Annotated in this window: 15 protein-coding genes; 7 read left to right on the top strand and 8 right to left on the bottom strand. The window is 66.5% G+C overall.

The genetic code is table 11. The features are described 5' to 3' along the window. Positions 1-184: 184 nt before the first annotated feature. Positions 185-1,648, top strand: a complete 1,464-nt coding sequence (locus H9L12_RS00215; protein WP_246450753.1) for a tryptophan halogenase family protein — start codon at positions 185-187, stop codon at positions 1,646-1,648. Between the two features lie 2 nt (positions 1,649-1,650). Here the strand turns inward: H9L12_RS00215 and H9L12_RS00210 are convergent, their stop codons facing one another. From H9L12_RS00210 to putP, 5 genes are read right to left on the bottom strand one after another with little or no spacing between them, the layout of a single operon-like run. Further along, on the bottom strand, positions 1,651-2,898 hold the full coding sequence (locus H9L12_RS00210; protein WP_187542127.1) for an MgtC/SapB family protein: 1,248 nt from the start codon (positions 2,896-2,898) through the stop codon (positions 1,651-1,653). A gap of 1 nt (position 2,899) precedes the next feature. Then, the gene (gene fghA, locus H9L12_RS00205; protein ID WP_187542126.1) at positions 2,900-3,748 is read right to left on the bottom strand and encodes an S-formylglutathione hydrolase; all 849 of its coding nucleotides are present in this window, start codon (positions 3,746-3,748) and stop codon (positions 2,900-2,902) included. Then, positions 3,745-4,116 (bottom strand): VOC family protein, encoded by a 372-nt coding sequence (locus H9L12_RS00200; protein ID WP_187542125.1) that lies wholly within the window; start codon positions 4,114-4,116, stop codon positions 3,745-3,747. Before H9L12_RS00200 ends, fghA begins: the two co-directional genes overlap by 4 nt. Positions 4,117-4,138: 22 nt before the next feature. Further along, positions 4,139-5,251: an S-(hydroxymethyl)glutathione dehydrogenase/class III alcohol dehydrogenase gene (locus H9L12_RS00195; protein ID WP_187542124.1), complete on the bottom strand. Its 1,113-nt coding sequence runs from the start codon at positions 5,249-5,251 to the stop codon at positions 4,139-4,141. A gap of 5 nt (positions 5,252-5,256) precedes the next feature. Continuing rightward, the gene (gene putP / locus H9L12_RS00190; RefSeq protein ID WP_187542123.1) at positions 5,257-6,741 is read right to left on the bottom strand and encodes a sodium/proline symporter PutP; all 1,485 of its coding nucleotides are present in this window, start codon (positions 6,739-6,741) and stop codon (positions 5,257-5,259) included. 98 nt (positions 6,742-6,839) lie between these two features. Here putP and H9L12_RS00185 point away from each other — a divergent pair, with 98 nt between their 5' ends. The 6 genes from H9L12_RS00185 to H9L12_RS00160 are packed head-to-tail and all read left to right on the top strand — an operon-like array spanning position 6,840 to position 11,963. Beyond that, positions 6,840-7,601 (top strand): SDR family NAD(P)-dependent oxidoreductase, encoded by a 762-nt coding sequence (locus H9L12_RS00185; RefSeq protein WP_187542122.1) that lies wholly within the window; start codon positions 6,840-6,842, stop codon positions 7,599-7,601. Then, complete coding sequence (locus H9L12_RS00180) at positions 7,598-8,401, top strand: enoyl-CoA hydratase family protein (RefSeq protein WP_187542121.1); 804 nt, start codon at positions 7,598-7,600, stop codon at positions 8,399-8,401. The genes H9L12_RS00185 and H9L12_RS00180 overlap by 4 nt, the downstream gene beginning before the upstream one ends. A gap of 1 nt (position 8,402) precedes the next feature. Then, a complete protein-coding gene (locus tag H9L12_RS00175; RefSeq protein ID WP_187542120.1) occupies positions 8,403-9,551 on the top strand; it encodes an acyl-CoA dehydrogenase family protein in 1,149 nt (382 codons plus the stop codon). Then, positions 9,548-9,940, top strand: coding sequence for a RidA family protein (locus H9L12_RS00170; protein ID WP_187542119.1), 393 nt, complete (start codon positions 9,548-9,550; stop codon positions 9,938-9,940). The genes H9L12_RS00175 and H9L12_RS00170 overlap by 4 nt, the downstream gene beginning before the upstream one ends. Next, positions 9,937-11,529, top strand: coding sequence for an AMP-binding protein (locus H9L12_RS00165; protein WP_187542118.1), 1,593 nt, complete (start codon positions 9,937-9,939; stop codon positions 11,527-11,529). The genes H9L12_RS00170 and H9L12_RS00165 overlap by 4 nt, the downstream gene beginning before the upstream one ends. Further along, positions 11,526-11,963: an MgtC/SapB family protein gene (locus H9L12_RS00160; RefSeq protein WP_187542117.1), complete on the top strand. Its 438-nt coding sequence runs from the start codon at positions 11,526-11,528 to the stop codon at positions 11,961-11,963. The genes H9L12_RS00165 and H9L12_RS00160 overlap by 4 nt, the downstream gene beginning before the upstream one ends. On the opposite strand, the gene H9L12_RS00155 is transcribed toward H9L12_RS00160, so the two are convergent. From H9L12_RS00155 to H9L12_RS00150, 3 genes are all read right to left on the bottom strand, one after another. Then, positions 11,944-12,210, bottom strand: coding sequence for a hypothetical protein (locus H9L12_RS00155; RefSeq protein ID WP_187542116.1), 267 nt, complete (start codon positions 12,208-12,210; stop codon positions 11,944-11,946). The genes H9L12_RS00160 and H9L12_RS00155 overlap by 20 nt on opposite strands. A 187-nt stretch (positions 12,211-12,397) precedes the next feature. Next, positions 12,398-12,673, bottom strand: coding sequence for an acyl-CoA carboxylase biotin carboxyl carrier protein subunit (locus H9L12_RS14270; protein WP_425506785.1), 276 nt, complete (start codon positions 12,671-12,673; stop codon positions 12,398-12,400). Continuing rightward, a complete protein-coding gene (locus tag H9L12_RS00150) occupies positions 12,646-14,406 on the bottom strand; it encodes an acetyl-CoA carboxylase biotin carboxylase subunit (RefSeq protein ID WP_425506784.1) in 1,761 nt (586 codons plus the stop codon). Before H9L12_RS00150 ends, H9L12_RS14270 begins: the two co-directional genes overlap by 28 nt. Positions 14,407-14,413: the final 7 nt, after the last annotated feature.

Here is a 14,413-nt window from a genome sequence, read left to right as displayed (position 1 = left end):
CATTATCGTTACCGATTCGTATGTCGGTTTGGACTGACCATAAATTGTCATGTGAATGTTCACAAGTTGCTCGTGCGAACATTCACATCTGCCTCATTCAGCGCTATTGCCGACGCCATCGGGGAGGGTGAATGTGAGGGAAATCCGGCACATCGTCATTGTCGGCGGCGGAACGGCGGGGTGGATGGCCGCTGCCGCACTGTCGCGTTTGCGCAACGGTACCAATGTCGAAATCACCGTCGTCGAATCGGAGGCGATCGGGACCGTCGGCGTCGGTGAGGCGACGATCCCCCCGTTCGTGGAATTCAACCGCCTGCTGGAAATCGACGAGGCCGAGATGCTCGCCGCGTCGCAAGGCAGCTTCAAGGTCGGCATCCAGTTCGTCAATTGGGGCAAGCTGGGCGACAGCTACATCCATCCGTTCGGCAACTATGGCTACGAACTGCATGGGGTCACCTTCCCGCATGTCTGGCACAAGTATCGCCAGGGCGGCGACCGGCGGCCGATCCAGGTCTTCAACCTTGAAACGATGGCCGCCCACTTCGGGCGCTTTGCCAAAACCGAGGATTATGGGTCCCGCGACGACCTGCCGCCGACCAACTATGCCTATCACCTCGACGCCGGCCGTTATGCCAAGTTCCTGCGCGGCTACGCCGAGAAGCGCGGCGCGGTTCGTCGCGAAGGCAAGGTCGTCGACGTTGCGCTCGATGGCGAAACCGGCTTCGTCACCACGCTGACCCTCGATGGCGGCGAGACGATTTCGGGCGACCTGTTCGTCGATTGCTCGGGCTTCCGCGGCCTGCTGATCGAACAGGCGCTCAAGACCGGATATGAGGACTGGCGCAACTTCGTGCCGTGCGACCGGGCCGTCGCCCTGCCCTGCCCGCGCGAGGACGGCAGCGGTCCGATGCCCTACACGCGCGCCACCGCTCATTCGGCTGGGTGGCAGTGGCAGGTTCCGCTGCAGGAGCGGAACGGCAACGGCCACGTCTATTGCAGCGAGTATATTTCCGACGAGGCCGCGCTGGACACGCTGCTCGGCAACCTTGCCGGCAAGCCGACCGCGGACCCCAACTTCCTGCGCTTCGTGACCGGACGCCGCAAGAAATTCTGGAACAAGAATGTCGTCGCGCTGGGCCTCGCCGCCGGGTTCATGGAACCTCTGGAATCAACCTCGATCCACCTCATCAACACCGGCATCAACAAGCTCATTTCGCTGCTCAACCTGTCGGGCGTCACGCAGGCGCAGGAAGACGCGTTCAACCGGCTGACGGGGCGCGAATATGCGCGCATCCGCGACTTCCTGGTGCTCCACTACAGCGCGACCAGCCGCACCGATTCCGACTTCTGGAATCACTGCCGGACGATGCCGATCCCGGACTCGCTGGCGGAAAAGATCGAGCTATTCAGAAGCAACGGCCAGATCTTCCGCGAGGAGGACGAACTGTTCACCGAGACCAGCTGGGCGGCCGTGATGATGGGTCAGGGCATCGCCATGGGCGGCCACAACGTCATGGCGGACACGCTGCCCGAACCGACCACGCGCCGTGAGGTCGATGCGATCGAGCAATCGATTCGCCACGTGGTCAGCCAGATGCCGGCGCACGGCGATTACCTGGCGAAATACTGCCCGGCGACGCCGCTGTAGCCTTAGAGGCGAACCCAACCGACCACGATCGAGCCGATCAGCGTGGCGGTGCTGGCGGTCAGCGCCGCCGCAGCCGCCAGGCCCTTACCGCGAGCGTAGGCGAGGGTGATGCCAATCTTGACAATCATGTTGGCGACCACCGTGCCCGCCAGCGCCAGCGCGGCGAGGTCTGGCGCGATCGCCCCGGGCTTCAGGCGTCCGAGCGTGACGATGGCGACATCGACGTCGAAACTGCCGGTGGCGAGGATCAACGCGGCAATTCCCTGCTGGCCGAAGCGGCCCTCCGCCCACCCGGTAAGCACCGCCGCCACGGCGACGAAGACGAGGAAGCCCAGCGCCGGCAGGATCGCGATGGGGTTGCCCGGCGGCTCGGCCGTATCGCCCGGTTTCGACCTCCACCACAGCAACGCCCCCGCCGCGAGTCCTACCAGCAGCGCCGGTCCGATGATGATGACAAATGGCAGCAGAACCGTTGTCGCCAGCGCGGCGACCAGGATCACGACGCGCAGATACATGACGGCCGAAGCAAGCGCGATCCCTGCCGGTTCCGGAACGCCCGCTTCGCCGCGTCCAAGCCGCTGCGCAAGCGATGCGGTCACTGCCGTCGAGCTGTACGCCCCACCGATCACCGCCGTTCCGATCGTGCCGACCCGAGCGCCGAAAAGCCGATTGGCGATGTAGCCGGCGAAGGAAAAGCCGGTCACGAGTACCACGACCAGCCATAGCTCGCGGGGATTCCACGCGTCATACGGTCCCATGTCTCGGTCGGGGAGCAGGGGCAGCACGGCGCCGGCGATAACCGCGTAGCGCGCAAGCGCTTTGACGTCGTCGGCTTCCAGATTGCCCACGAAGCCATGAAGCTCGGTGCGGAGTGCGAGCAGGGTCACCACGACCGCGGCGCAGGCCATCGCCAGTCCCTGACTGCCCGACCCCGCGAGGAAGCCGATCGCCACGGTGGCCAGCGCCGCGACCGCGCTCGTTATGTCACGCTGCGACCTCAATTCGCGCGCATAGCCAAGGGTCAGGAGGACGACCGCGCCGCCGGCAAGGAACGCCGCGACAAACGGCTGGCCCTGCGCACCGATCAGGCCACCGACGCCGCCGCTTAATCCCAGCAGGCTGAAGGTGCGGACACCCGCCACCCGCGTCCCGTCGCGCTGGCCCTTGAGCTTCCAGCCACGCTCAATCCCGATCAGCAGTCCCGCCGCAAGGGCCGCACCGACGGCCAGTGCCTGGGCGACCCAGTCCACTCTAACGGTTCAGCCGCTCGGCGTGCCAGCCGACATGGTCCGCCATGAAGGTGGATATGAAGTAATAGCTGTGGTCGTACCCGGCCTGACGCCGCAGCGTCAGCGGAATCCCGGCGTCGGCACAGGCATCCTCCAGCAACTCCGGCCTCAGTTCCTTTTCAAGGAACGGGTCGGCCTCTCCGATATCGACCAATAGTTCATCGACCCGCGCGCCATCCTCGATCAATGCGACCGTGTCGTGGGCGCGCCATACCGCGTCGCCCTCTCCCAGATAGTGACGCAGCGCCTTGCGGCCCCACGGCACCTGGCGCGGCGCGACGATCGGCGCGAATGCCGATACGCTCCGGAATCGCCCCGGGCTCGATAGCGCGAGCGTCAGCGCACCGTGGCCACCCATGGAATGACCAGTGATCGACTGGCGGGTCATGTCCGCCGGGAAATGCTGCGCGACCAGCGCGGGCAGTTCATCGAGGATGTAGCGGCGCATATTGAAATGCGTCGCCCACGGCTGCTGGGTCGCGTCGAGGTAGAAGCCCGCACCCTGGCCGAAATCCCACAGGCCTTCCGGGTCGTCGGGAACGTCCGGGCCGCGCGGGCTGGTATCGGGCGCGATGAAGGCGATCCCGGCGCGCGCGCACGCCTCGCGGAATTCGCCCTTCTCCGTAACATTGGCGTGGGTGCAGGTGAGGCCCGACAGGTACCACAGCAGCGGCACCGGCTCGCCGCGTTCCGGTTGCGGCGGCAGGAACAGCGAAAAGACCATGTCGGTCGTCGTCGCGGCGGAGGCGTGGCGATAGACGCCCTGCACCCCGCCGTGGCTTTTCACCTCACTGACGGTTTCCAGCGTCATTGGGCCGGACGGTGCAGCCCGCACAATTTGTTACCGTCCGGATCTCGCAGATAGGCAAGGTAGAGTTTGCCGAACGCATTCTCGCGATAGCCGGGCGGATCCTCGATCGCGGTGCCGCCGGCGGCAACACCGCGCTGGTGCCACGCATCGACCTCCTCGGGGCTGTCGAAATTGAAGCCGATCGTGCTGCCGTTGCCGATGCTGGCCGGGTTGCCGTCGATCGGCCTGGACACCATGAACACGCTTCCCCTTCGGCCATAGGACAGGCGGCCCTTGTCGTCGGCCCGGCCTTCCTTCTCGAACAGCGCGTCGTAGAATTTCTTCGATTTGTCGGTGTCGTTCGACCCGACCATCATGTGGCTATACATTCCCGCCTCTCCTCTCGTTCAATCAATAGACCACGACGCTGCGGATGCTTGTCCCGGCATGCATCAGGTCGAAGCCCTTGTTGATTTCCTCAAGGGTCAGGACGTGGGTGATCATCGGGTCGATCGCGATCTTCCCTTCCATGTACATGTCGACGATCTTCGGAACGTCGGTCCTGCCCTTGGCGCCGCCAAACGCGGTGCCGCGCCAGTTGCGGCCGGTGACCAGCTGGAACGGCCGGGTGCTGATCTCCTTACCGGCTTCGGCAACGCCGATGATGACGCTGGTGCCCCAGCCGCGGTGGCAGCATTCCAGCGCGGTGCGCATCACCTCGGTATTGCCGGTCGCGTCGAAGCTGTAGTCGGCGCCGCCGTCGGTAATCTCGACGATCCTGGCGACGATCTCGTCGCGGCTCATGCCCTTGGTGTTGAGGAAATCGGTCATGCCGAACTGGCGGCCCCATTCCTCGCGATCGGGATTGATGTCGATGCCGACGATCCTGTTCGCACCGGCCAGCTTCGCGCCCTGGATGACGTTGAGGCCGATGCCGCCCAGCCCGAACACCACGACATTGTCGCCCGGCTGCACCTTGGCGGTGTTGGTCACCGCGCCGACGCCGGTGGTGACGCCACATCCGATGTAGCAGCTGGTCTTGAACGGCGCGTCCTCGCGGATCTTCGCGACCGCGATTTCCGGAAGCACGGTGAAGTTCGCGAAGGTCGAACAGCCCATGTAGTGGAAGATCGGCTGCCCCTTGTAGCTGAAGCGCGTGGTACCGTCAGGCATCAGTCCCTTGCCCTGCGTCGCGCGGATCGCGGTGCAGAGGTTCGACTTGCCCGAAAGACAGGTTTTACACTTGCCGCATTCGGGCGTGTAGAGCGGGATGACATGGTCGCCCGGCTTGACGCTGGTGACGCCCGGACCGACCTCGCGCACGACACCCGCGCCTTCGTGACCCAGGATCGACGGGAAGATGCCTTCGCTGTCGAATCCGTCGAGCGTGTAGGCGTCGGTATGGCAGATGCCGGTCGCCATGATCTCGACCAGCACCTCGCCTTCGCGCGGTCCTTCGAGGTCGACCTCGACGATTTCCAGCGGCCTCTTGGCTTCGAACGCGACGGCGGCGCGGGTCTTCATGATATTCAGGCTCCCTTGGAGGCGGCGACCGCCGCATCAAATTCTATATCGATGGCGTGCGACGGTGGACCGCCGAACAGGCTGACCAGCCAGATGGCCAGGCTGGACGCGATGAAACCGGGGACGATCTCGTAAAGCCAGGCGCTCCACCCGAGAATGATCCAGCCCACCACCACCGTCGTGCCGACGATCATCCCGGCCAGCACGCCTTCGCGCGTCGTCCGCTTCCACCGCAGCGAGAACAGGATCGCCGGCCCGAACGCCGCGCCGAATCCGGCCCAGGCATTGCCCACCAGGCTGAGGATCGAGCTTTCCGGATCGAGCGCCAACAAGCCCGCGATGACCGCCACCAGCACCACGGCGCCGCGGCCGATCGCGACCAGCTCCCGCTCGCTCGCCGACCGCTTGAAGAAAGTCTTGTAAATGTCCTCGGTCAGGCTCGACGATGTCACCAGCAGCTGCGAACTGATTGTCGACATGATCGCCGCCAGGACCGCCGCAAGCACGAAACCGGCGATGAACGGGTGGAACAGGATCTGCGCCAAGACCAGGAAGACCGTCTCCGCGTCGGCCGGTGCCCCGCCCCGCGCGGCGAACCAGGCGGCGCCAATGAGCCCGGTCAGGATGGCGCCGACCAGGCTGATGGCCATCCAGCCGATATTGATTCGCCGGGCGGTCGGCATGTCCTTCACATCGCGGATCGCCATGAAGCGGACGATGATGTGCGGCTGTCCGAAATAGCCGAGCCCCCACGCCGCCGCGCTGACGATCGCAATCGGCGTCACCGCCCCGCCGACCATCTGCGTCAGCGACAAGCCCCGCGCTGCTTCCGCCGCCGCGAGGCCGCCCGCCAGCCCCTCGCCACCAAGCGTCAGGTAGGCGGCGAGCGGCACCATCACCAGCGCCGCGAACATGATGCAGCCCTGGGCGAAGTCGGTCAGGCTGACCGCAAGGAATCCACCCATCACGGTGTAGACGACTACCACGCCGCCCATCAGCAAGATGCCGTCCGTGTAAGAGAGGCCGAGCGCTGACACCGCGAACTTGCCACCCGAGACCATCCCGGCCGACGTGTAGAGCGCGAAGAAGATGATGATCACCAGTGCCGAGATCAGGCGCAGCGAACGGCTTTCATCATGGAACCGTTCCTCGAGGAAGTCGGGCACGGTGATCGCGTCGCGCGCCAGTTCCGTATAGGTCCGCAGACGCGGCGCGACGAGCCGATAGTTGAGGTAGGCACCGATGATGAGGCCGATGCCGATCCACGCCTGTCCGAGGCCGGTGGCAAAGATCGCGCCGGGAAGTCCCAGCATCAGCCAGCCCGACATGTCGGACGCGCCGGCGCTGAGCGCGGTGACCGCCGGGCCAAGGTCGCGCCCCCCAAGCAAATAGCCCTCGGTGTCCGCGGTCGACTTCCGCCAGGCGTAGAAGCCGATGCCAAGCATGGCGATGAAGTAGATCGCGAGCGCGAGCAGCGTGCCGGTTTGCATGGCCGACAGGCCTATGGCGGCTGGCGGGCCGGTGCAAGCCAAGCTTGCGCGCGGGCCCGCCCCCGGCCTAGCGTCGGCACCAAGAGGGAGAGACGGAAGTGGGCTTTGCGAACGGTCGCCACGCGCTGATCACCGGCGGTGGAACGGGGATCGGCGCCGCCGCGGCGCGGATGCTTGCAGCGGAAGGCGCACGGGTTTCGTTGCTGGGACGGCGGCTCGAGGCTCTGCAACCGATCGCCGACGAAATAAGCGGCACGGCGATCGCCTGCGACGTGACCGATCGCGCGGCGATGGAGCGCGCTTTCGCCGAGGCGCGCGAAGCCAACGGTCCGTTCGACTATGTCGTCCTCAACGCCGGCATCGGCGACAGCGCGCCCTTCCTTCGCACCGCGCGCGAGACGTTCGACCGGATCATCGCCACCAACCTCACCGCGCTGTTCGACGGCGCGCAACTGGTGCTGCCCGATCTACTGCAGGGCGAAGGCAAGCGGCTGATCGTCGTGGCGTCGGTCGCCGGACTGAAGGGCGGCGCCTATGCGGCGCCCTATGTCGCGTCAAAGCACGGCGCGGTCGGCCTGACCAAAAGCCTGGCGCTGGAGTTCGCCAAGACCAACCTGACGGTCAACGCAGTCTGCCCGGCGTTCGTCGACACGCCGATGGTCGACGAAAGCGCGGAGCGGATAGCGAAAGTCTCGCGCCGGTCGGTCGACGAATCCCGCGACGCGCTCGCCAAGCTCAATGCCAACGGCCGGCTGGTCACCGCCGAGGAGGTCGCAGCCTCGATCGTCAACCTGTGCCACCCCTTGAGCGGCTCGATCAACGGCGCCTGCGTCACCATCGACGGCGGGACCAGCGCATGAACCCGTCGGAATTTTCGCCCGCCCACTTTCGCTGGGAATTTGCCGGTGGCGTCGCGACGATCACGCTCAATCGGCCGGAACGGAAGAACCCGCTGACCTTCGAAAGCTATGCCGAACTTCGCGACACGTTTCGCGCGCTCAAGCACGCGCCGGACGTGAAGACGGTGATCATCACCGGCGCGGGCGGCAATTTCTGCTCGGGCGGCGACGTCCATGAAATCATCGGTCCGCTGACCAGGATGAACACGGCCGAGCTGCTGACATTCACCACCATGACCGGCGATCTGGTCAAGGCGATGCGCGGTTGCCCACAGCCGATCGTCGCCGCCGTCGAGGGCGTCTGCGCGGGCGCGGGCGCGATCATGGCCATGGCCAGCGACCTCCGCCTTGCCGCGCCGGATGCCAAAACCGCCTTCCTGTTCACCCGCGTCGGCCTGTCGGGCGCGGACATGGGCGCCTGCGCCATCCTGCCGCGGATCATCGGACACGGCCGAGCCGCCGAGCTGCTTTTCACCGGCCGCAGCTTCGATGCCGTCGAGGGCGAGCGCTGGGGTTTCTTCAGCCGCATCGTCGACGATGTTCAGGCCGAAGCTTTGTCGCTCGCCACCAGCCTCGCCACCGGCCCGACCTTCGCCCACGCCATGACCAAGCGCATGCTCGACGCGGAATGGAATGTCTCGATCGACGCCGCGATCGACATGGAGGCGGCGGCTCAGGCCGAATGCATGCGCACCCGCGATTTCTCACGCGCCTACGAGGCCTTCGCCGCCAAGCGCCACCCGGTGTTCGAGGGCAATTAGGATGATCGACCCCGCCTGGCCGTTTTTCGAGCAACGCCACCGCGATCTGGCGCGCGACCTTCAAGGATGGTGCGACGACCATCTCGATGACGTCCACGCCGACGATGTCGACGCGGCGTGCCGGGCGCTCGTCCACAACCTTGGCGAGGCGGGCCTGCTCGACCTTTGCGTCGGAACGCCGGACTCGCCGCCCGATGTGCGCAGCCTGGCGATCGCCCGCGCGACGCTTGCCCGCGCTTCCGGACTCGCCGACTTCGCCTTTGCCATGCAGGGCCTGGGATCGGGCGCGATCAGCCTGTTCGGCGACGAAGAACAGCGCGCCGACTGGCTGCCCGGGGTCGCCGCCGGCAGCGCGATCGCCGCCTTTGCGCTGACCGAGCCGGACACCGGCAGCGACGCCGCCAACATTGCCTGCCGCGCGGTTCGCGACGGCGAAGAATGGATCGTCGACGGGGAAAAGACCTACATCAGCAACGGCACCATCGCCGATGTCATCACCCTGTTCGCGCGCACCGGAACTGCCGAGGACGGCGCTCGCGGCCTCAGCGCCTTCATCCTGCCCGCCACGGCCCACGGCCTGACCGTCGCCGAACGGATCGAGGTCATCGCCCCGCACCCGCTCGCCCGCCTCAGGCTCGACGGCGTGCGGCTGCCCGCCTCGGCCCTGATCGGCGGGGAGGGCGACGGTTTCCGGATCGCGATGCAGACCTTGAACCTGTTCCGGGTCACGGTCGGCGCCGCGGCGCTCGGGTTTGCGCGGCGCGCTCTCGACGAAGCGCTGTCGTTCTCGACCGTGCGCAAACTTGGTGAGGCGACCCTCGCCGATCATCCGGTAACTCAGGAGCGGCTCGCCGAGATGGCGACCGCGATCGATGCGTCCGCCCTGCTGATCGCCCGCGCCGCCTGGCAGCAGGACAATGGAATCGCGGACAATCGCCGCGCCGCCGCGATGGCCAAGCTCCACGCCACCGAGGAAGCGCAACGCGTCATCGACATGGCGGTCCAGCTTCACGGCGGCCTCGGCGTGACGCGCGGCGCCAAGGTGGAGGAGCTCTATCGCGAAATTCGCGCCCTTCGGATCTACGAGGGCGCGTCGGAGGTGCAGCGAATGGTCATCGCCCGCGATCTCATCCGGGAGGCCCACCGATGAAATCGCTCCTGCCGCCGGGCTGGCCGCGGCCCAAAGGCTACGCCAACGGCATCAGCGTCTCCGGGCGCACCATCTACACTGCCGGCGTGGTCGGCTGGGACGCGGAGGAGCGCTTCTCTCAGGATAGCCTCGCCGGCCAGTTCGAGCAGGCGCTCGACAATATCGCCGCAATCCTCGCCTGCGACGGCGCAGGGCCGCACCACCTTGTCCGACTGACCTGCTACGTCACCTCGATCGACGAATACCTCGCCTCGCTGAAGGCGATCGGCGCGGCGTGGAAGCGGGTTGTCGGCGACCATTACCCAGCGATGGCCCTAGTCGAGGTCGCCCGCCTGGTCGAGCCGCAGGCGCGGGTCGAGATCGAGGCGACGGCGGTGGTGCCCGAATGAGCGACAATTTCGTCCGGGATCACTTGCCGCCCCTCGAGGACCAGCCGGAATTCCTCCTGCTCGACTATCCCGATCGCCTGAACGCGGCGGCGGAGTTGCTGCGCGGCGGCAAGCCCGGCGACCTCGCGGTGGTCAACGGGCACGGCCGCTGGACCTATGCGGACCTTGATGAATTTTCGGGCCGGGTCGCGCGCCTGCTGGTCGACGAGGAAAAGCTGGTCCCGGGCAACCGCGTCCTGTTGCGCGGCCCCAACGGCTACACGCTGTTCGCCGCTTGGCTCGGCGTGCTCAAGGCGGGCGGCGTTGCCGTCACCACCATGCCGCTGCTCCGCCCCGGCGAGATCGCGACGATCATCGACAAGGCCGAGATCAGCCACGCCATCTGCGACAGCCGCTTCATCGGCGACCTGCGCGAGGCGGCGGACCAGACCCACCGCCTGAAACACATTCTGAAATATGACGGCGATTACGGGCATGGCGCGCTCGAAAGCCGCTGCGCCGCGCTCACGCCGCTACCGCCGGTTGACACCGCGCAGGACGAGCCGGCGCTGATCGCCTTCACCAGCGGCACCACCGGCATCCCCAAGGGTTGCGTCCACTTCCACCGCGATTGCCTCAGTCCCGGCGACACCTTCGCTCGCACCCACTTCCCGATGACCCCCGGCGACATCGCGCTGACATCGGCCCCGATCGCCTTCACCTTCGGGCTGGGTGCGACGTTGCTGTTCCCGCTCCGCTTTGGCGCGGCCATCGCCACCGTCGAGCAGGCAACGCCCCCGCAATTGCTCGACACGGTCGCCAGGTTCGGCGTCACCCACCTCGCCACCGCTCCGACGGCCTACAAGGCAATGCTGTCTTCACCGTCGATCGATGCGGCGCTGCCCACCCTCAAGTCCTGCCTTTCGGCCGGCGAGCACCTGCCGCAAGCGACCTGGCAGGCTTGGAAGGAGCGCACCGGCATTGCGATCGTCGACGGCATCGGCGCGACCGAGATGATGCACATCTTCATCTCCGAAAGCGGCGAGGCAATCCGCCCCGGCGCAACCGGCCGCGCCGTACCGGGCTATGTCGCCGCGATCCTCGACGCGGATGGCAACCAGCTCGCCGAAGGCGAGGGGCGCCTTGCCGTGAAGGGCCCGACCGGTTGCCGGTACCTCGATGACCCGCGTCAGAAAGATTACGTCCAAAATGGATGGAATTTGACGGGCGACACCTACGCCCGCGATGCCGACGGCTATTTCTGGTTCCAGGCCCGCACCGACGACATGATCGTCAGCAGCGGCTACAACATCGGCGCGCCCGAAGTGGAAAATGCGCTGATCGCCCACCCGGCGGTGGTCGAATGCGCGGTGATCGGCGTTCCCTGCGCGGAACGCGGGCAACGGGTGAAGGCATTCATCGTCCTCGCCGACTTCGCGGAGGCCAGCGACGAGCTTGCCGAAAAGCTCAAGGCCTTCGTCAAGGACCGCATCGCGCCCTACAAATATCCGCGCGAGATCGCGTTCGTCGACGCGCTGCCCAAGACGGCGACCGGTAAGCTTCGCCGCGTCGAATTGCGCAACCGATCGGGCGAGGAGACGGATCAATGAGCGACATCCTGGGCGGGCAGTCCTTCAATGTCCTGCCTCACCTGGCGGCACTGGCGATCGCCTACCTTCTTGCCTTGCCCATAGGCTGGAACCGCGAGCAGGAGGAGCGGAGCGCGGGCCTGCGCACCTTTCCGCTGGTCGCGGTGGCGTGCTGCGGGCTGATCCAGGCCGCGGAGGGCATCGCCGCCGACAACCCCGAGGCGCTGGCGCGGATCATCGAGGGGCTGATCACCGGCATGGGCTTCATCGGTGGGGGCGCCATCCTGCGCAAGGACGACAGCGTTCGCGGCACCGCGACCGCCGCCAGCCTGTGGGTCACAGGCGCGATCGGAATCGCCGTCGGCCTCGGCAGCTACGACGTCGCGCTGATGCTGACCGCGGCCACCGCGATTACCCTGTGGGTCCTGCCGCCTCTCAAGAGACTGACGAAGTGATCTGGCACGTCCGCCGTTCGACGGCGGCGGATGCCCCGCCGCGCTGGCCATCTGGAGAGCCGCCACCGGCGAGAGCGGTCACGATTTCCTGAGCGGCGAGGATCGCGCCGTCATCGACGCCGAGGTGGCGGCGAAGCTGCCCGGCCTCGCATATGACCTCGCCGTCGCCGAAGATGGCCAACCGCTGGCCTTCATGATTGCCGAGGGCGACACCATCGATGCGCTGTTCGTCGCCCCGGCCGCGCAAGGCCGCGGCATCGGCCGGGCGATGGTCGAGCGGTTCGCCGCCGGCAAGCCGGTCGTCCGCTCGACGTCAACGAAGCCAACGTTCCCGCGCGCTCCTTTTACGAAGGCATCGGCTTTACGATCACCGGCCGAAGCGAGCGCGACGGACAGGGCCGCCCCTACCCGCTGCTCCACCTCGAGCGACGCTCCTAGTCGAACTCGACGATCACCTCGTCGACGGCCAGGCTGTCGCCGACGCCCGCCGGCACCGCCTTCACCGTCGTCGCCTTGGTCGCACGGAGGATGTTTTCCATCTTCATCGCCTCGATCACCGCGACCGGCTGGCCGGCCTCGACCTTGTCGCCGGCCTTGACCTCCAGCTTGGTGAGCAGCCCCGGCATCGGCGCCAGCAGGAAGCGCGACAGGTCGGGCGCTTCCTTTTCGATCATGTGGCGAGTCAGGTCGGCGACATGGGGCGCCAGCACCTGCACGTCGTGACGCGCCCCCGCGCGGTCAGGCGCCAGCCGCGCCCCTCCTTGGCGACTTGGACGATGCGGCGGCGGTCGTCGAGGTAGGCAACGATCAGCGGCTGGCCCGGCACATAATCGCCGACCAGGTCGATCTCTTCCTCGCCGTCGACGCTGACCAGCAGGCCGCCGTCATAAGGCTCGATCGCGACCGCGAACTCGTCGCCCGATACGCGCACCACATAGTCGCCGTCGGGAAACACCGGACCGCCAAGCTGCCCGTCGACCATCGCCGCGCGGGTCTCGTGGGTCGCGGCGACCATCGCCGCGATCGCCGCTAGGTCCTTGACCAGTTCCTCGTCCGCCGGCGCGCCATGGAACCCTTCGGGATACTCCTCGGCGATAAAGCCGGTGGTGAGGTTGCCCGACTGGAAGCGCGGGTGCTGCATCAGCGCCGACAGAAAATCGATGTTGTCGGAAATGCCGTTGAGCTGGAACGCGTCGAGCGCCTCGATCTGCGCGTCGATCGCCGCTTGCCGCGTCGGCGCGTGGGTGATCAGCTTGGCGATCATCGGGTCGTAGAACATGCTGACCTCGCCGCCTTCGAACACGCCGTCGTCGACGCGCACTCGAACGTCGCCATCGCTATCGAGGCGCGGCGGCTGGTAGGTCGTCAGCCGCCCGGTCGAGGGCAGGAACCCGCGATACGGATCCTCGGCATAGACTCGGGTCTCGATCGACCAGCCGTCGATCTTCACGTCGTCCTGCGTGAACGCCAGCTTCTCGCCGGCGGCAACGCGGATCATCTGCTCGACGAGGTCGAGGCCGGTGATTTCCTCGGTCACCGGATGCTCGACCTGCAGCCGGGTGTTCATTTCCAGGAAGTAGAAACCCTTGCCGGTCGGGTCGGCGCCGTTGACGATTAGCTCGACCGTGCCCGCCGAATAGTAACCCACCGCGCGGGCCAGCGCGACGCATTGCTCGCCCATGGCGCGGCGCATCTCCGGCGACACGAAAGGTGACGGCGCTTCCTCGACCACCTTCTGGTGGCGGCGCTGGATCGAGCATTCGCGTTCATTCAAATAGACGATGTTGCCGTGCTGGTCGCCGAGGATCTGGATCTCGATGTGGCGCGGATCCTCGATGAATTTTTCCAGGAATACCCGATCGTCGCCGAAGCTGGCGAGGCCCTCGCGCTTGGTCGCCTCGAAGCCTTCACGCACGTCCTGCTCCGAATAGGCGAGACGCATGCCCTTGCCACCGCCGCCGGCCGACGCCTTCATCATCACCGGATAGCCGATGTCACCCGCGATCCGCACCGCCTCGTCGGTGTCGGCAATCTCACCGAGGTAGCCGGGGACGACGTTGACGCCCGCTTCCTTGGCCAGCTTCTTGGATTCGATCTTGTCGCCCATCGCCGCGATCGCGTTGGCCGGCGGGCCGATGAACGCGATGCCGGCGTCCTTCAACGCCTCGGCAAAGCTGGTCCGCTCGGACAGGAAGCCATAGCCCGGATGCACCGCCTCCGCGCCGGTCGCCCGGCACGCGTCGATGATCAGCTCGGCCTTGAGATAGCTTTCCGCTGCCGGCGCCGGACCGAGGCGAACGCTTTCGTCCGCCATCCGTACATGCGGCGCGCGAGCGTCGGCGTCGGAATAGACCGCGACCGTCTTGATGCCCATTGCCTTGGCGGTGCGTATCACGCGACAGGCAATTTCCCCGCGATTGGCGATCAGGATTTTTGTGAACATCTCAGCT

Source organism: Sphingomonas rhizophila (assembly GCF_014396585.1).
Lineage (GTDB): Bacteria > Pseudomonadota > Alphaproteobacteria > Sphingomonadales > Sphingomonadaceae > Sphingomicrobium > Sphingomicrobium rhizophilum.
Note: the sequence above shows the minus strand (reverse complement) of the source record. Positions and strands in the feature narration are given on the sequence as shown.